Raw genomic sequence first — 20,541 nt, 5'->3', positions numbered from 1 at the left:
GATCATCTGCCGGTCTAATCGTTCGGTCTGCCTTCCGGGATACGCCCGTCAGGAAAAATGTTTGATGATGCGCGCACTTAACGCGCGGGCTACCCCGGTCTTGCTTTGGCGTTCCCATCGTTCGTCACTGGTTTCGTCATCGCCTGAAATCAGGTAAATCTCGTTATCATCCCCGCCAAAGGTCCCGGTCGCGGGCGCCACATCATTGGCCAGGATCCAGTCACACCCCTTGCGTACCCTTTTGGCGCGGGCATGGTCGGTGACATTCTCTGTCTCGGCGGCAAAACCGATGACGAGCCCCGGGCGCATTGGCCCGAACTTGCTGATGGTTGCCAGAATGTCGGGATTTTCCGAAAGCTTCAGGTCGGGGATCACCCCCGATCCATCTTTCTTAAGCTTCTGACCGGCTTCATCAGCCGTGCGCCAATCGGCGACCGCCGCGGCACAAACGGCAATATCAGCGGGAAGGGCGGCCTGCACGGCCCCCAGCATCTCGCGTGCGGTTTCGATGCGCACGACCTTCACTCCTGCGGGATCAGGCAGGGTTACCGGACCCGTCACCAGTGTCACATCTGCACCAGCCTGTGCCAGCGCCTCGGCAATCGCGTGGCCCTGCTTGCCCGAGGACCGGTTGGCGATATAACGCACCGGATCAATCGGCTCATGGGTCGGGCCGCTGGTGACCACCGCCTTTTTACCGGCAAGGGGTTTGGGCGCGTCTTGCTGTTCCAGGAAATCAACAACACTTGCGATAATCTCGGCCGGTTCGGCCAAACGGCCCGATCCGAATTCGCCACAGGCCAGGTCGCCAGACGCTGGGCCAACGCGGAGCACGCCATGGCTTTCAAGGGTGGCAATATTGGCTTGGGTTGCCGGATGGTTCCACATCTCGACATTCATTGCGGGTGCAATCATCACTGGCTTGTTGGTCGCAAGTAACGCAGTTGTCGCCAGATCACCGGCCTGTCCGGTCGCCATCTTGGCCAGAATATCGGCACTTGCCGGGGCGACCAGAACAAGGTCCGCCTCACGCGACAGGCGGATATGACCCATTTCCGCTTCATCGGTCAGGGAAAACAGATCCTGATAGACCTTGTTTTCGGTCAGTGCCGCAACCGAAAGCGGTGTCACGAACTCGGCCCCGCCCTTGGTCAGGATGGCGCGGATATGGATCCCGCGATCACGCAACCGACGGATCACCTCAAGCACCTTATAGGCGGCAATGCCCCCCGAGATGATCAGAAGGACACTCTTTCGATTTAAGTCACCTGGCACTGTGATTACCAATTAATTACGGTTAAGAAGTGTGGTTAACCTACATTGTCCCCTAATCTGGCGCAAGAACCCAATCAAGAACACGATAAAAGCCACAGGCTAGTTTGAAAAACGCCATGCCCGGTATCTGGACATGGCGTTGATTTTATTTGGATTTCAGATCCCGACGCTGAATATCGGGTTTTGCGCCATCAACCGGTTGCTTATGGAACGGTATAAAGCATTCCGAACCAGCGCCAGCGTGAATCTGGTCCCATGGCGGTGCAGTTGATCCGCCAGCGCCCGCTTGAAACCGGACCATCGAGGCGGATTTCAACCCGTTCTTCGCCAAGGCGCGACATGGTCGGCTCCCCTTCGGACGGATAACAGTTCATCGACGGGGCCGGTTCTGCCAGCGTAAAGCCAAAGGCCGGCGGATTGCGGGTCAGCCTATAATCAGCCGGTGTGACATCGCTGACCACAAGTGGCAGGGAATTCGCCGCCAGATTAAACCGATCCATCGCGCCGTAATGTTCGTTCAGGGCATAACGCGGCAGATACATAAAATCGGATTCGGTGTGCATCGCACCGCTTTGCTGGCCAAAGGCCGCGCGATAACCGGCTTCCTTGACCGCGGCGATGACCTCGCCATTGGCTTCCCCATAGGGATAAGCAAAGATTTCCGGCACATAGCCGAGTTCTTCCTCGAAGCGGGCGGCAGAATTGGCAAGCTCTGCCTTAACGCGATCGATGTCGAAATCAGGCAAATGGGCGTGGTTCTGGCTGTGACCACCAATCGTTACACCCGCTTTGGACAATTCGCGCACCATGTCCCAGGTCATGTAGTTGGCATAGCCCGAATCAAGTTGTTCGGTGGAAACAAACACGGTGAAGGGCAGGTTGTGTTCACGAAATACCGGCCAGGCCTTTTCGTAAACTGAACGATAGGCATCATCGACCGTAATGCCGATGGTGCGATCCGGAAGCCCCTTGCCATCGGCAAGCGCGCTCACAATCTGCGGAACGCCCATCACGGTATAGGGACCGCTGGTCAGTTCTTTGACGTGCTGGTCGAACTGTTCCATCGTGATGTTGGTCGAAGGATATTCGCCCTCGCCAAAGCGATGATACATAAACACCACGGCCGAGGTCGCGTCTCCGCTTTGCGCAACCATTTCCTGATCCGCACTTTGCGGCGCATCGGACTGGGCTGCGTCCTGTGGTGCTGTTGCCTCGGTCGTCGGGACTTCCGGGGTTTCCGGGGTTTCGGCACCATCCGCACCCGTTACCGCAGGCTCAGCCGTCGTCGCCTCAACCGTTTCATCTGTTGCAGGTGCGCTATCCGACGCGATCTGGGCAAAGCCCGCCGTAGCACCAAAAGTAAGCCCAACCGCGAAGGAGACACCGACAATAAGGCCGTGCATCCTGCGCGGCGGTTTCACCCGCATCACTGCCGAAATTGCGCTGTGCCCTTTGGTCTCAACTGCCATATCTGTTTCCAGTATCTTGCGATCCACCCACGCCGGGGCGCAACTCATTCGCGCCCTCGGATCTCCCCCCAGTAGAAAACCCGTCTCCTGCCCCACGCATTGCGTTTTGCAGGGTCATTTTGACTTCGAAAATACCAGTGAACCGATTGTTTTTCCACAGTTCATATCAGCTCTTGCCAGTTGTCCGCCACATTACAAATCTAATGGTAACCATATCGAACTTTTGGCAACCACTTCTGATTGACGAGGATGCATGCTTAATTCTGATGGACTTGACCTTCTTTTTCACAATGGCCGCACCCACAATGTCTGGCACGACAAACCGGTCGACCCGGCACTTCTCAAAAAGGCCTGGGACCTGACCGTACTGGGCCCGACAAGTGCCAATTGCGAACCGATGCGCATTACATTCGTCACCACCGATGAAGCCCGTGCACGCCTCAAACCCTGCCTGGCAGAGGGCAATATCGAAAAAACCATGACGGCACCGGTGACCGCCATCATCGCCCATGACATGGAATTTTACGAAAAATTGCCCGACCTGTTCCCGCATACCGATGCCCGGTCGTGGTTTGCCGGCAAGGAAGAAGCCATCAAAACCAGCGCATTCCGTAATGGCACGCTGCAGGCAGGCTATTTCATCCTCGCCCTTCGGGCCGTTGGCCTTGATTGTGGCGGGATGTCGGGCTTCGATAACGCCAAGGTCGATGCCGAATTCTTTGCTGGCACCGCGTATAAAAGCAACTTCCTGCTCAATATCGGCTATGGCGATGGCAGCAAGCTGTTTGAACGCCAGCCGCGCCTGAGCTTCGACCAGGGTGCTGAAATCATCTGATCAGGCTTCTGATCACACCAAGCAAGAACCTGACCGGCGGGCGTTAAAACATCCGCCCGCCGGTTGGCGCAAACCGATACACTCCCCACATGAGCATCTTGCCCAAAGGCGTTGGGCAGTGGATGGCATCACCACGCGCCCGACAGATATTTTCAATCACTTCAGTGCTTAGAAAACTGTCATCAAAGTTTTATTTGATCTTTACTGGCCCATAACCATTTTAGGTCCACTTTTGATCACACGCGTGATAAACCGCCGTCACCCCGTTTAAACAGGAGCGTTAATTGGGTTTCCGCCAATTGATACTTACGGCTTTGGCCGTTGCCTTTCCGGCAGGTGTTGTCTTTGTCGTCCTTGCGGCGATGGAGCAGCTTGGCTGGGGCACAGCGATCCTGTCTGCGACCGCCGCGTGGCTCGGGGCTGCGGCGATCTTGCGCATCTATTTTGGCGATCTGCGCCGGGTGGCACGCTACGCGACCGATCTGCGCGACCGCTATAAAGGCACCCCGCCGCAACATATCAGCTTTGCCGCCGCCTCCGAGCTTTCATCGCTCTATACCCAGATTGCCGCGGCATTTCGTGATCGCATCGCCCTGCTTGAGGCACAAACCAGCACCGATGCCGAAATCCTTGATCACCTGCCAAACCCGGTGGTGATGGTCAATCGCCATCGCGTGGTCACGGGGTTTAACCGGGCGGCCAAGGGCCTGTTTCACAACCTCGAAACCGGCCGTGATCTGACGCGTTTTATCCGTGACCCGATCCTGCTGGATGCCTTTGACGATGTCGCAAGCGCGCGCGAAACCATGAAGCATGCGGAATTCGTGCTGGCGGCGGACGCGCACCGTCACTTCGACGTACTGACCGCGCGCCTGCCTGCTGCTGCCGGCGACCGGAACTTCGTTCTGACATTCTCCGATCTGACCGAGCTTCGCAAACTCGAACAGATGCGCGCCGACTTCGCAACCGATGCCGGGCACGAACTGCGTACGCCTCTTTCGGTGCTGCTGGGCTTTATCGAAACGCTTGAAGGCCCGGCCAAGGACGATCCTGACGCGCTCAACCAGTTCCTGCCGGTGATGCGCGATCAGGCCCAGCGCATGCAGCATCTGATCGAAGACCTGCTGTCTCTTGCCCGGATCGAGCTTAATGAACATACCCCGCCCTCCGAAGATTGCGATGTTGGCAAGATCATTGGCAAGGTCGCCAAAAGCCTTGCCCTGAAGGCCGAAGCCAAGGGCATGAACATCCGTGTCACCAGCACGCTTGATGACACGGAAATGGTTGGCGAGGAAAAGGAACTGACCCAGGTCTTTGTCAATCTGGTCGAAAACGCCATCAAATACGGACACGCCAATACCGATGTCGAAGTTTCGATCAGTCTGGCCAAAAACCCGCCGGGTGCACTGGCGCGTTTCCGCCACGACCGCATCATGGCTGTTGCCATCCGCGATCATTCCGATGGCATCGCCCGTGAACACCTGCCGCGCCTGACGGAGCGTTTCTACCGCGTTGATACTGCACGCTCCCGCGCGGTTGGCGGTACTGGCCTTGGGCTGGCCATCGTCAAACATCTGGTGCAACGCCACCGCGGCACCATGCAGATCGAAAGTGAACAGGGTGTCGGCTCGGTCTTTACGGTCTATCTCCCGGCCAAAACCGGCGACAATGTCCGGAAACTGCATTCCGCCTAAGCGTCTGGAAGACATGCAAAAACAAAAAGGCCAGCAACAATGTGCTGGCCTTTTGCATATCTGGTCTGATCGAACGTTTCGATTACAGAATAAACTTCGAAAGATCGGTATCCTTGGCAAGGTCTTCGACCTGTTCGCGGACATAATTGGCATCGACCTTGAAAGTCTCGCCCCCACGGTCGGTGGCGGTAAAGCTGATATCATCGAGCAGCTTTTCCAGCACCGTATGCAGGCGACGCGCCCCGATATTTTCGACTGATTCGTTCACATTTGCCGAAATACGGGCAATTTCATCGACCGCATCTTCGGTAAAGTCGAGTGTGACATCCTCGGTCTTCATCAGCGCGATATACTGTTTAATCAGGGATGCTTCCGGCTCCATCAGGATGCGGCGGAAGTCGCCCTCCGTCAGCGCCTTAAGCTCTACACGGATCGGCAGACGACCCTGCAATTCCGGCAGAAGATCAGACGGCTTTGCAAGGTGGAACGCACCAGAACAGATGAACAGGATATGGTCGGTTTTGACCGTGCCATGCTTGGTTGAAACGTTGGTCCCCTCGATCAACGGCAACAGATCGCGCTGAACACCTTCGCGCGACACATCGCCACCACGTTCGGAACGCGCGGTGATCTTGTCGATTTCATCCAGGAACACGATGCCGTTCTGTTCGACATTTTCAATCGCCTCGGCAGTGACCTTGTCATTATCGAGAAGCTTGTCACCTTCTTCATCGATCAGGCGCTCAAAGGCTTCTTCGACCGTCATGCGCTTGGGCTTGGTATTGCCACCAAACGCCTTGCCGAACATGTCATTGAGGTTCAGCATCCCCATCTGTGCACCGGGCATGCCCGGAATATCGATGGTCGGCATCGAAGCAGCACTGCTTTCCTGCACGTTAATCTCGATTTCTTTGTGCTGAAGTTCGCCTTCGCGCAGCATCTTGCGGAACTTCTGGCGGGTCTCGGACGATGCATTTTCACCGACCAAACCATCCAGAATGCGTTCCTCGGCCTGCATTTCGGCCTTGGCGCGGACTTTCTTGCGCATGCTTTCGCGGGTCAGATCAATCGACACTTCCACCAGATCACGCACGATCTGTTCAACGTCGCGCCCGACATAACCAACCTCGGTGAATTTGGTCGCTTCGATCTTGATGAACGGGGCCTCGGCCAGTTTGGCAAGGCGACGCGCGATTTCGGTTTTACCGACACCGGTCGGGCCGATCATCAGGATGTTTTTCGGAAGAACCTCATTGCGCATGGTTTCGTCAAGCTGCTGACGGCGCCAGCGGTTACGCAGCGCAATGGCGACCGCGCGCTTGGCATCCTTCTGACCGATGATATGACGGTCCAGTTCGGAAACAATTTCGCGCGGGCTGTAATGTTGGGTCATGATTTATTCCGTATCTTTTTGCGACGAATGCAGAAGCGGCCCATTCAACTTAAACGTCGATTTTCGTGGCGAAAATGACGGAGCCCGAGAACCGGAGCGCAGCGCACTTTGATGTGCGTGAGCACCGGAAGCGCAGGTCTTCGTTATTTGCAGCCCGAAAGGCGACGTTTGCTGGCACCGTTATTTCGCATCCTCGATATCGATTTTCTCAAGCAAGACATTGCCGTTAGTGTAGACGCAAATCTCACCGGCAATCGCCATGGCCTTGCGGGCAATTTCCTCGGCACTGAGGTCCTGATCAAGCAGGGCCCGAGCCGCAGCAAGCGCATAGTTACCACCCGAACCAATGGCAATGATGCCATCTTCGGGTTCAAGAACATCACCCTGGCCGGTCAGAACCAGTGACACGTCCTTATCGGCCACCGCCATCATGGCTTCGAGCTTGCGAAGGTAACGATCTGTCCGCCAGTCCTTGGCCAACTCTACACAGGCGCGCATGGTCTGGCCCGGATGACGATCAAGCTTGGCTTCAAGCCGTTCCAGCAGGGTAAAGGCATCTGCCGTTGCCCCGGCAAAGCCCACCATGATCTCGCCCTTCTGGCCGATCCGGCGCACCTTGCGGGCATTGCCCTTGATCACCGTCGGACCAAGCGAGACCTGACCATCACCGGCCACCACGACTTCATTGCCCTTGCGCACGGACAGAATTGTCGTGCCATGCCAGCTTTGTTGTTCGCTCATGAATTATCCTTGAATCTCATCGATTGCTTCGCCCAAGAGTTAGCACGGCAGACGCCCCGGTCAAGGGCAGAAGCCACCCGCAACTGCCGCTTCCGCTGACCGCGCGACCTTCATGTTGACCAAAACACAGTTTCAACGCTGAGATACCCAAAAAATTCAAGGCATACCCGCGCCACATGCTTTACCCTTGGAGATGGTAAAAGAATTTGATGGTAAAAGAATTTCAAGAAGACAGGACCAGAGCCCATGAGCAGCGATCTTACCCAAACCCAGCTTGGCAAATGCATTCTTGCCGGTCAGGGCAAAATCAAGGCCGATCTGGTGCTGCGGAATATCGGCTTGCTGGACGTCATCACCGGCACGGTCACCGAAACCGATATCGCCATTGTCGGCGACCGGATTGTCGGCACCCATGACAGCTATACTGGCGAGACCGAGATTGACTGCACCGGCAAATTTGCCGTGCCGGGCTTTATCGATACCCACCTGCATATTGAAAGTTCGCTGGTGACCCCGCTCGAGTTTGATCGCTGTGTGCTGCCCCATGGCGTCACCACAGTCCTGTGCGACCCGCACGAAATCGCCAATGTGCTGGGGTCTGAGGGCATCAAATACTTCCTGGATTGCGCGGAACAGACCGTGATGGATGTGCGGGTTAATCTGTCCTCCTGCGTACCGGCCACCGCATTTGAAACCGCAGGTGCGCGGCTTGAGATCGAAGACCTTTTGCCGTTCCGGTCGCACGAAAAGGTCGTCGGGCTGGCGGAAATGATGAACTATCCCGGCGTGCTCAACCTTGATCCGGGCATCATGGCCAAGCTTGAAGCCTTTCAGGATGGTCATATCGACGGGCATGCGCCGCTGGTGCGCGGATTGGATCTTAATGGCTATATGGCTGCCGGCATTCGCACCGATCACGAGGCCACCTCGGCCGACGAAGCCCGCGAAAAGCTTGCCAAGGGCATGGCGATCCTGATCCGCGAAGGATCGGTGTCCAAGGATCTGGAGGCACTGGCCGAAATTCTCGATGAAAACAGCTCAAGCTTCGTGGCCTTGTGCACCGATGACCGCAATCCGCTTGATATCGGCGAAGAAGGTCATCTTGATAGTCTTGTTTCGCGATTAATTGGTCATTTGAAGGCACGTAATTGCCCGATCCATCATGCCTATCGCGCAGCATCGCACTCGGCGGCCCGCATTTTCGGCCTGCGTGATCGCGGTTTGATCGGGCCGGGCTGGCGCGCGGATATCGCCATCCTTGATGATCTCGACGCCTGCCACGTCACCGACGTCATTGCAGGTGGCCGCCTTGTCACCAAGGATCTGTTTGCCAAACGCAAAACCATCGACCCGGTCGGTTTGACGTCAATGAAGGCCACCCCGGTCACGGCAGAGGCCTTTGCCTGCGATCCCAAACCGGGTCAGAACCAGACCCCGGTGATCAAGGTCAAGCCGGGACTTATCCTGACCTTCCGCGATGAAGCAACGCTTGAAATTGGTGACAATGGCCTCAAACCCGATCTGGATAACGACGTGATCAAGGTCGCGGTCGTCGAGCGCCACGGCATCAATGGCAATATCGGGCGCAGCTTCGTGCGCGGCTTTGGCCTGAAACGCGGGGCGATTGCCTCATCCGTCGGGCATGACAGCCACAACATCACCGTGGTCGGGGCAAGCGATGCCGACATGGCCGCTGCGGTTAATCGCCTGATTGAAATGGGCGGCGGCTTTGCGGTGGCTGACGGCGGCAAGATCACCGCTGAACTGGCGCTTCCGGTCGCAGGCCTCATGAGCCTTGAGCCGTTTGAAACCGTCGAGGAACACCTGATTGATCTGCGCAAGGCGGCCAAGGATCTGGGTTGTGTCTTGCCCGAACCGTTCCTGCAGGTCGCCTTCCTGGCCCTGCCGGTGATCCCGCACCTGAAAATGACCGATCGCGGCCTGTTTGACGTCGATAAGTTCGACTTCGTTTAGAATAACTCCGAGTAACCATTGCGATTTTTTTCACCTGATCACTCAACGTATTGTTGTTTTTCATCAGCCGCGACTTAATCTTTCAAGTATCGCTCTGTGAACAGGCGGCACTCTGTCGCCTGGCATGATGGATATACGATCAGGTGAAAATCAGGCTTCAGATTGGCGTTACCGCTGCGTTTACAACGATTGCGGTCGTGATGCTGGGGGTGACGGTTGCGTTTCTGTATAACAGCAACCGCAATCTTGCCTTGCAAACCGCCCGTGCCGAAATGGAAAGCGCCCGGCAGAAATCGGTCGATGGCCTGATCAACGTGATCCTGCCGGTCGGACAGGTCGTGACCACCACAGCCGACATGATCAACTCTTTCCCCGGTGCGATATCCGAACCCACCGGTGGATCAGTCATGGCAAGCCAGATCAAGGGTCTGTCACAGATTTACGGCCTGTTTTTCGGGTTCGAAGAGGATGGCCGGTTCTTTCAGGTCGTTCAGATCCCCGAAGGCCTGAAAACCTTTGGTCCCAATAACAGCCCGATCCCCGATCAAAGCAGGATCATCTATCGTACGATTGATTACGCAATGTCGGGCAGCAAGCTTGATACCTACCTTTATCAATCGGACTGGGGCACGGTGACCGGCACGGAATATAGCGAGGTCACCTATGACCCGAGAAGCCGCACCTGGTACGAAGGCGCAAAACAAAAGGACGGCGTTTTCGTAAGCCCGTTTTATACCTTCAACAGCACCAATAAACCCGGCGTGACCTTTGCCAAGCGGGTCATGAACCCGGATGGCAGCCTGATGGGCGTTGTCGGTGTCGATCTGACACTCGAAAGCGTCACGAGGATTCTTGGTGATATCCGCATCGGTGAAGAAGGGCGCGTTTTCATGCTTGATCGTGAAAATCGGGTGCTGGCCTATAACGGCCCTTATGGCAGCAACAGGAACGAGACGCTGTTCAAGATCGGCAATCGCGAAATCAAAGATCCGATTGTCAGTCGCGCCATCACACATTGGAGCAACCATCCCGACACCTTCTTTGAATTTGTCGATGAAACCGATGGCAAAAAGCACCTCGCCTCTGCGGCGGCGATCCCGGAAACATTCGGCGTATCACCGGTTCTGGGCCTGATCGTGCCCGAGGATGAGTTTGTCGGCGATATCAAGGCAACCACGCAAAACGTCCTTAAGATCGCAACTGCGATTCTTGTCTTCACCATCATTCTGATCGCCATCATTTCGCGCATGCTGAGTCGGCAAATCAATGCCGTCGCCGAAGAAGCCGAAAAGATCGGCCAGTTTGATCTGGGCGGCGATTTCAATATGGAATCACATATCTACGAGGTCGATGCCCTGTCCAAGGCCGTGGCAAACATGAAGCTCAGCCTGAAAAGCTTTGGCGCCTATGTCCCGGCGGATGTGGTGAAATCAATCATGTCGGACGGCAATCCGGTGGAAATCGGTGGCGAATCGCGTGAACTGTCGATCATGTTTACCGACATCGAAGGCTTTACCGCCAAAACCGAAAACTATTCGCCGACCGATCTGGCCCATGAGCTTTCGAATTATTTTGCCGCAATGGAACAGCAGATCACCATCAACGGCAATGGCACCATCGACAAATATATCGGCGATGCCATCATGGCATTCTGGAACGCGCCAACCAGCGACCCCGACCATGTCGACCATGCTTGCAAGGCGGCACTGGCCTGCCGTCTGGCGGGAAGGCGGCTTAATTCCATCTCGCAGGATTCAAGCCTGTTTCCGCTTTACACCCGCTTTGGCCTGCACACCGATCAGGTGGTTGTCGGCAATGTCGGCTCCGAACATCGCCTGCAATACACCGCCCTTGGCGAGGCGGTGAACCTTGCCTCGCGGATCGAGGGGCTTAACAAGATTTATGGCACCCGCATCCTTGTCAGTGATGCCGTCGCCAAACGCGCATCCGATAACTTCCTGCTCAGATATGTCGACCGGGTCGTTCCCCTTGGTACAAGTGTGCCGATTGATATTTTTGAGCTGATCGGGGATCGCGACGATACCACCAACGCCCTTGTTGATATCGCCGCACAGGAAATCGAGATCGCGGCATGGGATGCTTGCATGGAGCTCTATCACGACCAGAAATGGGCAGAAGCACATGACGCCTTCAAGACGCATCTGGAAGCTGCAACCACACCAAAGCTGGTTGAAATCTATATCGAAAGATGCCGGGAATTTGTCGATCATCCGCCCGAAAAAAACTGGGATGAAGTCAATCATCTGACCCGGAAATAACCCCGAGATCACCGCACAGCCCGATGAGCTGTCCGATGCAGGCGGAAAAACCGATGATTGCGGCCAATACGTAGGCACCTAAAACTGGCTTTTGCGCGGCTTTATTGCTACATACGACCCGTCATATGCATCAATATCTGCAGGAAAGGAGCTTTGCATGCGCAAGGCCCGCGTTGAGCGTAACACAAACGAAACCCAGATCATGGTTGAACTGAACCTTGACGGGACCGGCGTTTATGACGTCGAGACCGGGGTCGGGTTCCTTGATCACATGCTCGAACAGCTTTCGCGTCACAGCCTGATGGACCTTAAAGTCCGGGCCAAGGGCGACCTGCATATTGATTTCCACCACACCACCGAAGATAGCGGCATCGCAATCGGCGAGGCCTTTGCCAAGGCGCTTGGCGACAAGAAGGGCATCACGCGTTATGGCAGCTGCCTGCTGCCGATGGACGAGGCGCTGACCCGTGTCGCACTGGATATTTCAAGCCGTCCCTATCTGATCTGGAATGTCGAATTCACCCGCGACAAGCTGGGCGATATGGATACCGAGCTGTTCCGGGAATGGTTCCAGGGCTTTGCCCAGGCGGCCGGCATCACGCTGCATGTCGAAAACCTGTATGGTGAGAACAACCACCATATCATCGAAAGTGCCTTTAAGGCGCTTGCACGGTCGCTGCGCGTGGCAATCGAAATTGATCCACGCAAGTCCGATGCCATTCCCTCAACCAAGGGCACGCTTGGCGGCTCCTTGTAAGCAGGTCAGTTCGATCTGATCGAAAATACACCGGTGGCACAGCAGACAAAACTCTGCCACCGGTCCAGAAAACCGGTTTTCGATGAAGGTTTACACAGTCCATACCCATCCCGGCGATGCCGACCCGATGGAAAACGCCATCCTGATCCGTGAAGGCTTCAATTTCTGGGCCTTTCTGCTCTCGGGCCTTTGGGCGTTGTACCATCGCCTTTGGCTGGGCTTTTTCGGCCTTGTCGCGGTTTCATTTCTTTGCACCTTTGCCGTCGAGCTGTTTGACGGCGGGCCTGAAATGGACTTTGCGCTCGCCCTTGTGACCGGCATCGGTTTTGGCCTGATTGCCAATGACCTGCGTCGGCGCAAACTGGCAGCATCTGGCTGGAAGATGGTCGATATCGTCGCGGGCCATGATGAGACTGACGCCGAACATCGCTGCTTTGAGCGTTCGAAAAATTCCCGGCTGCGCGTCCCACACTCCGCAGCTGCCCTTACCTCCACCCCCTCAACCGGGAGCCCATCCTACCCATGAGTGTTGCGATTATTGATTACGGTTCCGGCAATCTGCGTTCGTGCGCCAAGGCGTTCGAGCGTGCTGCACGTGAAACCGGCTTTTCTGACGAGATCATTGTCACCGATGACCCGGAAAAGGTCCGCAACGCCAGCCATATCGTGCTTCCGGGCGTTGGTGCCTATGCCGATTGCCGTGCGGGCCTCGATGCGGTCACCGGCATGGTTGATGTCCTCACCGAACAGGTGATCAAAGGCGGCAAGCCGTTCTTTGGCATCTGTGTCGGCATGCAGTTGATGTCGACCGTCGGTCGCGAATTTGTCGTCACTGACGGCCTTGACTGGATTTCCGGCGAAGTCGTGGCCATCGAGCCCAGTGACCCGAGCCTTAAAATCCCGCATATGGGCTGGAACGAGCTGGTTCTTGATCCGGCGGGCAAGGCGCACCCGGTCCTTAAAGGCATCTCGGATGGCGATCACGCCTATTTCGTGCACAGCTATCACATGCATGTCACCAACCCCGATCAGCGACTGGCGTCGGTTTCCTATGGCGGGAACATCACGGCCATGATCGGACGTGACAACATGATCGGCACCCAGTTCCACCCGGAAAAAAGCCAGAAAACCGGGCTTACCATCATCGGGAACTTCCTGGGGTGGAAGCCATGATCGCACCATCTGATACCATTCAGCCGGGCGTGATTGCCGAACGCGTGACCGAACTGACCGCAGGCGACATTTCCGATATCGTCGATGCCTGTACGCAGGCAATTGTCGAGGGTGGCGGCTTTGGCTGGCTGACACCACCGGACCGTCCGGACATGGAAAAATACTGGCGCGGTGTGTTGCTGATGCCCGGGCGTCATCTGTTTGTGTCGCGCGTTGACGGCATCATTTCCGGTGCCGCCCAGTTGATCGAAACACCGGCCAACCTCGAAGCACAGCGTCATTCCGCCCAGATTTCCGGCCATTTCGTCGCCCCTTGGGCACGCGGGCGCGGCAACGGCAAAGCGATCGTGCGTTCGATTGAATATTTCGCCCGTGAAGCGGGCTACAGCGTTTTGAAACTCGACCTTCGCGAAACCCAGGAAGCCGCCATCGCACTGTATAACGGGCTTGGATATGTCCGTTGGGGCATCAATCCCTATTACGCGATGGTCGATGGCAAGATGGTCGAAGGCTATTACTACACCAAGAAAATACAGGACACCGATCAGTGAACCTTTATCCCGCAATTGACCTGAAAGACGGCGCCTGTGTGCGCTTGCTGCGCGGCGACATGGACAAGGCAACCGTGTTTAACGACGATCCGGGCGCACAGGCTGGTGAATTTGTGCAAGCCGGCTGCCATTGGGTACATATCGTGGACCTGAACGGCGCCTTTGCCGGTGAACCGGTCAATGGTGCGGCTGTGGATTCCATCCTTGCCACCGTGTCGGGCAAGGCCCAGACGCAGCTGGGTGGCGGCATCCGCACCATGGAAACGGTTGATTATTGGCTCAATAAAGGCATCACGCGCGTAATCCTGGGTACCGTGGCGCTTCGCAACCCGGACTTCGTCAAGGAAGCCTGTGCCAAATGGCCGGGCCGGGTGGCTGTCGGCATTGATGCCCGCGATGGTTATGTCGCGGTTGAAGGCTGGGCGGAAACGTCTGAGGTCACCGCACTGGAACTGGCCAAGAAGTTTGAAGATTGCGGAGTGGCGGCAATCATCTTTACCGATATCGACCGTGATGGCGCGATGGGTGGCCCGAATATCGAGTCCACCGTGGCACTGGCATCGGAAATCTCGACCCCGGTGATCGTATCGGGCGGGGTTTCATCGCTGGATGATCTGATCGCGGTCAAGAAACACACAGATGCTGGCATCGATGGCGCGATTTCCGGTCGTGCGCTTTATGATGGCCGCATCGATCTGGCAGAGGCCATCGCGGCCCTTTCGTAACCGACCCAACAGGAAACAGACCATGCTGAAAACCCGTGTCATTCCCTGTCTTGACGTCAAGGACGGCCGCGTCGTCAAAGGGGTCAATTTCGTTGATCTGGTCGATGCCGGCGATCCGGTCGAACAGGCGCGCATCTACGATGCCGAGGGGGCGGACGAGCTCTGCTTCCTTGATATCACGGCATCAAGTGATAACCGCGATACCATCTTTGATGTGGTTGCCCGCACGGCTGAGGCCTGCTTTATGCCGGTCACGGTGGGTGGCGGCGTGCGCACCCTTGAAGACATCCGCAAACTGCTTCTGGCTGGCGCGGACAAGGTTTCGATCAACACCGCAGCGGTGAAAAACCCCGATTTCGTGCGCGAAGCCGCGCGCAAGTTCGGATCGCAATGCATTGTGGTCTCGATCGACGCCAAATCAACCGGCCCGGACAAGTTCGAAATCTTCACCCATGGCGGGCGTGAACCCACCGGAATTGATGCCGTTTCGTTTGCAAAACAAATGGTCGAATATGGTGCGGGCGAGCTTCTTGTTACCTCGATGGACCGTGATGGCACCCAGTCGGGCTTTAACATTCCGCTGACCCGCACCATTGCCGATGCCGTCCATGTGCCCGTCATTGCTTCGGGCGGTGTTGGCACGCTCGACCATATGGTTGAAGGCGTGCGTGATGCGCATGCATCGGCGGTTCTGGCCGCCTCGATCTTCCATTTCGGCACCTATCGCATTCGCGAGGTCAAGGAACACATGAAAGCCGCCGGCATTCCGGTACGTGAGGACTGAGATCATGGCCAATGCTGATAAAAGCCAACATATCCTTGATGCGCTTTACACGACCGTTTCTGCCCGCAAGGGTGCAGACCCGGAAAGCAGCTATACCGCCAAGCTGTTTACCAAGGGTACCGCCAAAATTGCCCAGAAAGTCGGCGAAGAAGGCGTTGAAACCGTGATTGCCGCCCTTGCCGAAACCCCGGAAAAGGTCGCATCGGAAAGTGCCGACCTGCTTTATCACCTGACCGTGCTTTGGGCCGATCAGGGTGTGAAGCCGGAAGACGTCTGGAAGATCCTGGCCGAGCGTCAGGGCATTTCAGGTATTGCCGAAAAGGCATCGCGCAGCAAAGATTAAGGCATAAAGCCTCAACTATCCGGGCAATGTCCCGACAAGGTATCAGGAGCATCACCATGGCCGTTCAGCCCTACGATCCGGAAAACATCTTTGCCAAAATCCTGCGCGGCGAAATCCCGTGCACCAAGGTCTATGAAGATGACCATGTGCTGGCGTTTAACGATATCGCGCCGCAGGCCCCGACCCATGTTCTGGTCATCCCAAAGGGCGCCTATACCAGCTATGACGACTTTGCACTCAATGCCTCGGACGCCGAAATCATCGCCTATACCCGCGCAATCGGCAAAATCTCCAAGGAGGCTGGCGTGGTTGAAGACGGCTACCGCCTGATCGCCAACACCCGCGAACACGGCCGCCAGGACGTCCCGCACCTGCATGTGCATATCCTTGGCGGTGAGAAACTGCCGCGGATGCTGCCCGGGGCGTAAAAGACTGTGTTCGCAATAGCTGTAACCGATCCCAGATGGTTCCATTACCTGCGAGACAAACCGCAACGGCAAACTGTTAACTTCTGGACACCGACCCCTTGGGCACTAACTGGGATTCCAAAGGGAACACGTTTCTATTTTATGCTGAAATCACCTATCAGAAAGGTAGGTGGATATGGCTATTTTTCGGGTTATTTAGACCGGACAGTCTCATCAGCTTGGGATACTTATGGAACCCAGAACGGCGTCCACTCAAAGGATGCACTTGCTCAACGAATCAAACAGTACGCGCGGAAAAATTCGAAGTACTTCGATCAGACAGATAACCCAAAAATTGGCTGCATAGAATTAGACAACGTTGTGCTTCTGGACGACGACAACTTTGTCGACCTCGAAGAGTGTGGTCACAGCTTCTCTAGACACATAGTCAAAATTAAGTATTTCACTGAAAGTGATAACATACACCCCAAGATAGAGAGCGCTTACTCGACGCCCTCATTTGTGCCGATAACAGGTCTTCCAGGGTTTACTAAAGTTAACCAAAAAGATCGTTTGGGGCAGGCATCCTTCAGAGAACTTATACTCAAAAACTACGACTATCGATGCTGCATTAGCGGTGAACGCCTTCCCGAACTCTTAGAGGCGGCGCATATCCAGCCATACATAAATGAAGACAGCAATCATCCACAAAACGGGCTTTGCTTAAGAGTTGATCTCCACAGGTTGTTTGACCAAAGGCTCATTTCAGTTTCTGAAGATTACTCAGTGAAAATAGGCCCTGAGCTTGAAGGAAGCTCCTACGCCCAGTTTGACAAACAAAAATTGTTTCTTCCAAAAGATATCTGGAATTGGCCGTCCGCAACTGCCCTGAAACTGATAACAATGAATAGCTTGTCGGATGACTCAAACCGAACCATTGATGCAGGCAGAATTTTTGCAGCCCTCGCTGGCAACTGGACGATTGTGCGCGATCTGGGCGAGGCCGGGCAGTTTACCGGCGATGTCACGTTTCATGCCGCCGATCCGACCCAACCCAATGTGCTGCGCTATCGCGAGGAGGGGTTTTTGACCCGTCCGGACGGCAAGCGGTTTGATGGCTATCGGGAATATGATTTTGTCCTGCACGAGGACCCGGCGGCAATCGAGCTTCTGTTTCGCGACCCTTTGAGTTTCGGCAATCGCTATGTGCTGCTGCAATTTGGCGAAGAGGGTCAAGAGGGGATTTGTGCGCGCGACATTCACCCCTGTGGGGATGACTTTTATCACCATTGCATGATCTGGAACGGGCCAGATCATTTCGAAACAAAAATAAAAATCACCGGTCCGAAGAAAGATCACCTGCTACACAGCATCTATCGCCGCGCCTAGCATCCCCAGAGACGAGACACCCGTCCATAATTTCAAATACTTGCCGCTTTATTCTGACAAACTGGATTCACTTGCCAAACCGAGTACCCAGTCGCGAAAGGCGCGCACTTCCGGCACCTCCTGACGGCTTTCCGGCGTAATCAGATAGTATGCACCGCTGGATTTCAGCCACGCATCACTGACGATTTCAAGACGGCCCTCAGCCAGAGGTCCTTCGATCAAAACCCTTGGTAACAGGGCGATTCCCATGCCGACTTTGGCGGCTTCGATCAGCATGAAGAAGTGCTCGAACGCCGGTCCGGGCGCACCGGTGATGGCAATCCCGTTGGCCTGCGCCCAGTCATGCCATGCCTTGGGCCGGGTGGTGTGGACCAGTCGCGGATAGCGTCCGATCAGTTCTGCTGGGGCAACAGGGTGGTTTTCGCCCATCACATCACCTGAGGCAACATATCCGGGTTTGCCGACAACCACTTGAATTTCATCAAAAAGCTTGTCGCATATCATCCCGGGCCAGCGACCATCACCGAAATAGAGCCCGACATCCATCTGGCGTGCGCCAAGGTCCGGGCTGCGTTCCGGGGTGGCGAAATTAAGCGCCAGGGTTTCGATCACCGGGCGGACATCAGGATATTCGTTTTGAAATCGATTTAATCTTGGAATAAGCCAGCTGCTGGCCAGGGTATGCAGCGCACCGATGACCAGTTTCCGCTCCCCCGCGCCATGGGTCACCAGATCAAGGGTGGCGGCCTCGATCTCGTCCAGCGCCCGGCGCAGACTGGGCAAATAGGCCCGGCCAGCCTCGCGCAATGTCAGTTTCGGGCCATTTCGCTCGAACAAAGGCATGCCAAGGCTGGCTTCCAGATTGGCGACCTGTTGACTGATAGCGCCCGAGGTGACGGAGAGTTCCGTAGCCGCACGGGCAAAACTGCCAAGCCGGGCGGCGGCTTCGAAAGCACGCAGGGCATTGAGCGACGGGGTGGTTGGGCGCAGTGCCATATCGATAGTTTTCCTGACCCTAAATTCAGAACTTCTGATTTTACGCCCGGTATTATGCTGATTTAGACTGTCTCTAACAATACAGCATTAGATTATCTAGGAGACACCCATGTCGCTGCCCCCGTTCCATCTGGCCTTCCCTATCAAATCGATATCTGACACCCGCGCGTTCTATATCGATATTCTCGGTTGTGATGAGGGTCGCTCGACCGAGGCCTGGATTGATTTTGATTTCTTTGGGCATCAGCTTTCTGCCCATGTCCGCCCGGAAGCAGGCCAAAACAGCGGCGCCGGGAATGTCGATGGCGATGCAGTGCCGATCCCGCATTTCGGGGCGGTTCTGGAATGGGAAAAATGGCACGCACTGGCCGACAAGCTTAAGGCGGCCAATGTCAAATTCCTGCTCGAACCCAAGATCCGCTTTAAGGGTGAGCCGGGCGAACAGGGCACCTTCTTTGTCGAAGACCCGGCGGGAAATGGCCTTGAATTCAAGACCTTCCGCGATCCGGCGATGATCTTTGCCCACTAAGTCTGCACAAACCCAGTGCCGACCCGGCCTTGTGAAAGCAGGCCGGTCCGTGACAGACTGTAATTGACGCGCCAACTGACGCGCCGGAACGCTTTGCGCTCTGGCGCGTTTGATATGTGCAAACCTTTTTCATCGCCCCAACTTTCGACGTTTTGACCAGGAGACCCCGATGGCAACCACCAACGCCCCGCTCAATATTCTGATTTCCGCTGCCGGCGACGATCAAAAGTGGAAAAGCGTGATGGTTGACCGCCTGCCGGACGCCAATATCGTGACCGAGGAAGACGATTACGACCCTGAAACGATTGACTATGCCCTGTTCTGGAAACAGCCACAGGGCCTGATCAAGACGCTGCCGAAGCTCAAGGCCATCTTTTCGCTCGGTGCCGGGGTCGATCACGTTGTTTCATCCCCCAGCCTGCCCAAGGAACTGCCGGTCATTCGTCTGGAAGATGCCGGGATGGCCGATCAGATGGTGCAATATCACCTTTATGCCGCGCTGCATTTCATGCGCGACTTTGATGTCTATAGCGCTCAGCAGGCCAAGGCCGACTGGACCCAGCATGACGTCGCACGCATTTCGCAATGCCGGGTCGGTGTCATGGGGCTTGGCGCGCTGGGCTCGGCCGTTGCCTCGTCGCTTTCCAACCTTGGCTTTACCGTTTCGGGCTGGAGCCGCTCGATGAAGGCGATTGAAGGCATTTCAACCTATGCCGGTAAGGAAACGCTGGCAGAATTCCTCGGTCAGTCCGATATCCTGATCTGCCTTCTACCGCGCACGTCCGAAACCGAAAACGTGCTTAACAGCAGCACGCTTTCCTTCCTGCCCAAGGGCGCTGCGATCATTAATGCCGCCCGTGGGGCCATGATCAACGAGGCCGACTTGCTACGCGCGATTGATACCGGCCATCTGCGCGGCGCGTTTTTGGATGTTGCCGCGACCGAGCCACTGCCCGAAAGCCATCCGTTCTGGGATCACGGGAAAATCCGCATCACCCCGCATATTGCGGCGGCCACCCGGTTTGAAGAATCGGTCGATCAGATTGCCGAAAACCTTGATCGTCTGGCCCGCGGCGAAACCCCGCGCGGTCTGGTCAATCGCGAGGTCGGCTACTAAGTCGCTACACGTCAAACCACACACCCTTCAAACCCGATCCGGCGCATTATGCCTGCCGGATCGGGTTTTGCTTGTCCGCCCACGGGCTTTCTGCAAAACAGGAACAGCCG

At 55.9% G+C, this 20,541-nt stretch carries 20 protein-coding genes; 15 read left to right on the top strand and 5 right to left on the bottom strand.

Going from position 1 to position 20,541, the window contains the following annotated elements:
* Positions 1-48: 48 nt before the first annotated feature.
* A complete protein-coding gene (gene coaBC, locus TH4_RS05655) occupies positions 49-1,275 on the bottom strand; it encodes a bifunctional phosphopantothenoylcysteine decarboxylase/phosphopantothenate--cysteine ligase CoaBC (RefSeq protein ID WP_064780263.1) in 1,227 nt (408 codons plus the stop codon).
* Between the two features lie 203 nt (positions 1,276-1,478).
* Positions 1,479-2,744, bottom strand: coding sequence for a polysaccharide deacetylase family protein (locus TH4_RS05650; protein ID WP_064780476.1), 1,266 nt, complete (start codon positions 2,742-2,744; stop codon positions 1,479-1,481).
* A gap of 253 nt (positions 2,745-2,997) precedes the next feature.
* Here TH4_RS05650 and TH4_RS05645 point away from each other — a divergent pair, with 253 nt between their 5' ends.
* Both TH4_RS05645 and TH4_RS05640 read left to right on the top strand, forming a co-directional pair.
* On the top strand, positions 2,998-3,579 hold the full coding sequence (locus TH4_RS05645) for a malonic semialdehyde reductase (protein WP_064780262.1): 582 nt from the start codon (positions 2,998-3,000) through the stop codon (positions 3,577-3,579).
* A gap of 284 nt (positions 3,580-3,863) precedes the next feature.
* Positions 3,864-5,273, top strand: a complete 1,410-nt coding sequence (locus TH4_RS05640; RefSeq protein ID WP_008888829.1) for an ATP-binding protein — start codon at positions 3,864-3,866, stop codon at positions 5,271-5,273.
* An 82-nt stretch (positions 5,274-5,355) separates the two neighbouring features.
* On the opposite strand, the gene hslU is transcribed toward TH4_RS05640, so the two are convergent.
* Both hslU and hslV read right to left on the bottom strand, forming a co-directional pair.
* Positions 5,356-6,666, bottom strand: coding sequence for an ATP-dependent protease ATPase subunit HslU (gene hslU, locus TH4_RS05635; RefSeq protein WP_064780261.1), 1,311 nt, complete (start codon positions 6,664-6,666; stop codon positions 5,356-5,358).
* 180 nt (positions 6,667-6,846) lie between these two features.
* Positions 6,847-7,407 carry an ATP-dependent protease subunit HslV gene (gene hslV / locus TH4_RS05630; RefSeq protein WP_064780260.1) on the bottom strand — a complete coding sequence of 187 codons (561 nt, stop codon included), beginning with the start codon at positions 7,405-7,407 and terminating at the stop codon, positions 6,847-6,849.
* Between the two features lie 246 nt (positions 7,408-7,653).
* On the opposite strand from hslV, the gene ade reads away from it, so the two are divergent.
* The 11 genes from ade to TH4_RS20450 all read left to right on the top strand — a co-directional run bounded on the left by ade (position 7,654) and on the right by TH4_RS20450 (position 17,789).
* The gene (gene ade, locus TH4_RS05625) at positions 7,654-9,381 is read left to right on the top strand and encodes an adenine deaminase (RefSeq protein WP_064780259.1); all 1,728 of its coding nucleotides are present in this window, start codon (positions 7,654-7,656) and stop codon (positions 9,379-9,381) included.
* 143 nt (positions 9,382-9,524) lie between these two features.
* A complete protein-coding gene (locus TH4_RS05620) occupies positions 9,525-11,660 on the top strand; it encodes an adenylate/guanylate cyclase domain-containing protein (protein WP_064780258.1) in 2,136 nt (711 codons plus the stop codon).
* Between the two features lie 157 nt (positions 11,661-11,817).
* Positions 11,818-12,417 carry an imidazoleglycerol-phosphate dehydratase HisB gene (gene hisB / locus TH4_RS05615; RefSeq protein WP_008888824.1) on the top strand — a complete coding sequence of 200 codons (600 nt, stop codon included), beginning with the start codon at positions 11,818-11,820 and terminating at the stop codon, positions 12,415-12,417.
* An 82-nt stretch (positions 12,418-12,499) separates the two neighbouring features.
* A complete protein-coding gene (locus tag TH4_RS05610) occupies positions 12,500-12,943 on the top strand; it encodes a DUF2628 domain-containing protein (protein ID WP_064780257.1) in 444 nt (147 codons plus the stop codon).
* On the top strand, positions 12,940-13,590 hold the full coding sequence (gene hisH, locus TH4_RS05605; RefSeq protein ID WP_064780256.1) for an imidazole glycerol phosphate synthase subunit HisH: 651 nt from the start codon (positions 12,940-12,942) through the stop codon (positions 13,588-13,590). The genes TH4_RS05610 and hisH overlap by 4 nt, the downstream gene beginning before the upstream one ends.
* Positions 13,587-14,141, top strand: coding sequence for a GNAT family N-acetyltransferase (locus tag TH4_RS05600; protein WP_040822270.1), 555 nt, complete (start codon positions 13,587-13,589; stop codon positions 14,139-14,141). Before hisH ends, TH4_RS05600 begins: the two co-directional genes overlap by 4 nt.
* Entirely contained in the window at positions 14,138-14,866 is a 729-nt protein-coding gene (hisA, locus tag TH4_RS05595; RefSeq protein WP_064780255.1) for a 1-(5-phosphoribosyl)-5-[(5-phosphoribosylamino)methylideneamino]imidazole-4-carboxamide isomerase, read from the top strand. The genes TH4_RS05600 and hisA overlap by 4 nt, the downstream gene beginning before the upstream one ends.
* Before the next feature lie 22 nt (positions 14,867-14,888).
* On the top strand, positions 14,889-15,650 hold the full coding sequence (gene hisF, locus TH4_RS05590) for an imidazole glycerol phosphate synthase subunit HisF (RefSeq protein ID WP_064780254.1): 762 nt from the start codon (positions 14,889-14,891) through the stop codon (positions 15,648-15,650).
* A 4-nt stretch (positions 15,651-15,654) separates the two neighbouring features.
* Positions 15,655-15,993, top strand: coding sequence for a phosphoribosyl-ATP diphosphatase (locus TH4_RS05585; RefSeq protein WP_064780253.1), 339 nt, complete (start codon positions 15,655-15,657; stop codon positions 15,991-15,993).
* A 56-nt stretch (positions 15,994-16,049) separates the two neighbouring features.
* Positions 16,050-16,421, top strand: coding sequence for a histidine triad nucleotide-binding protein (locus tag TH4_RS05580; protein ID WP_044830002.1), 372 nt, complete (start codon positions 16,050-16,052; stop codon positions 16,419-16,421).
* Between the two features lie 141 nt (positions 16,422-16,562).
* The gene (locus tag TH4_RS20450; RefSeq protein WP_083996983.1) at positions 16,563-17,789 is read left to right on the top strand and encodes a DUF6314 family protein; all 1,227 of its coding nucleotides are present in this window, start codon (positions 16,563-16,565) and stop codon (positions 17,787-17,789) included.
* A gap of 48 nt (positions 17,790-17,837) precedes the next feature.
* On the opposite strand, the gene TH4_RS05570 is transcribed toward TH4_RS20450, so the two are convergent.
* Positions 17,838-18,785: a LysR substrate-binding domain-containing protein gene (locus tag TH4_RS05570; protein ID WP_083996982.1), complete on the bottom strand. Its 948-nt coding sequence runs from the start codon at positions 18,783-18,785 to the stop codon at positions 17,838-17,840.
* 109 nt (positions 18,786-18,894) lie between these two features.
* Here TH4_RS05570 and TH4_RS05565 point away from each other — a divergent pair, with 109 nt between their 5' ends.
* Complete coding sequence (locus TH4_RS05565) at positions 18,895-19,314, top strand: VOC family protein (RefSeq protein ID WP_064780252.1); 420 nt, start codon at positions 18,895-18,897, stop codon at positions 19,312-19,314.
* A 169-nt stretch (positions 19,315-19,483) separates the two neighbouring features.
* Positions 19,484-20,431, top strand: a complete 948-nt coding sequence (locus TH4_RS05560; RefSeq protein ID WP_064780251.1) for a 2-hydroxyacid dehydrogenase — start codon at positions 19,484-19,486, stop codon at positions 20,429-20,431.
* The last annotated feature ends 110 nt before the right edge of the window (positions 20,432-20,541 follow it).

Origin of the sequence: Thalassospira tepidiphila MCCC 1A03514 (assembly GCF_001662875.1) — a bacterium.
GTDB lineage: Bacteria > Pseudomonadota > Alphaproteobacteria > Rhodospirillales > Thalassospiraceae > Thalassospira > Thalassospira tepidiphila.
This window is presented reverse-complemented; position numbering and strand designations above follow the sequence as displayed.

What these genes read in the sequence shown, in the direction of transcription:
- TH4_RS05650 (WP_064780476.1), bottom strand. Translation starts at nt 2,744, where the DNA reads ATGGCAGTTGAGACCAAAGGGCACAGCGCAATTTCGGCAGTGATGCGG.
- TH4_RS05645 (WP_064780262.1), top strand. Translation starts at nt 2,998, where the DNA reads ATGCTTAATTCTGATGGACTTGACCTTCTTTTTCACAATGGCCGCACC.
- hslU (WP_064780261.1), bottom strand. Translation starts at nt 6,666, where the DNA reads ATGACCCAACATTACAGCCCGCGCGAAATTGTTTCCGAACTGGACCGT.
- hslV (WP_064780260.1), bottom strand. Translation starts at nt 7,407, where the DNA reads ATGAGCGAACAACAAAGCTGGCATGGCACGACAATTCTGTCCGTGCGC.
- ade (WP_064780259.1), top strand. Translation starts at nt 7,654, where the DNA reads ATGAGCAGCGATCTTACCCAAACCCAGCTTGGCAAATGCATTCTTGCC.
- hisB (WP_008888824.1), top strand. Translation starts at nt 11,818, where the DNA reads ATGCGCAAGGCCCGCGTTGAGCGTAACACAAACGAAACCCAGATCATG.
- TH4_RS05610 (WP_064780257.1), top strand. Translation starts at nt 12,500, where the DNA reads ATGAAGGTTTACACAGTCCATACCCATCCCGGCGATGCCGACCCGATG.
- hisH (WP_064780256.1), top strand. Translation starts at nt 12,940, where the DNA reads ATGAGTGTTGCGATTATTGATTACGGTTCCGGCAATCTGCGTTCGTGC.
- TH4_RS05600 (WP_040822270.1), top strand. Translation starts at nt 13,587, where the DNA reads ATGATCGCACCATCTGATACCATTCAGCCGGGCGTGATTGCCGAACGC.
- hisF (WP_064780254.1), top strand. Translation starts at nt 14,889, where the DNA reads ATGCTGAAAACCCGTGTCATTCCCTGTCTTGACGTCAAGGACGGCCGC.
- TH4_RS05585 (WP_064780253.1), top strand. Translation starts at nt 15,655, where the DNA reads ATGGCCAATGCTGATAAAAGCCAACATATCCTTGATGCGCTTTACACG.
- TH4_RS05580 (WP_044830002.1), top strand. Translation starts at nt 16,050, where the DNA reads ATGGCCGTTCAGCCCTACGATCCGGAAAACATCTTTGCCAAAATCCTG.
- TH4_RS20450 (WP_083996983.1), top strand. Translation starts at nt 16,563, where the DNA reads ATGCTGAAATCACCTATCAGAAAGGTAGGTGGATATGGCTATTTTTCG.
- TH4_RS05570 (WP_083996982.1), bottom strand. Translation starts at nt 18,785, where the DNA reads ATGGCACTGCGCCCAACCACCCCGTCGCTCAATGCCCTGCGTGCTTTC.
- TH4_RS05565 (WP_064780252.1), top strand. Translation starts at nt 18,895, where the DNA reads ATGTCGCTGCCCCCGTTCCATCTGGCCTTCCCTATCAAATCGATATCT.
- TH4_RS05560 (WP_064780251.1), top strand. Translation starts at nt 19,484, where the DNA reads ATGGCAACCACCAACGCCCCGCTCAATATTCTGATTTCCGCTGCCGGC.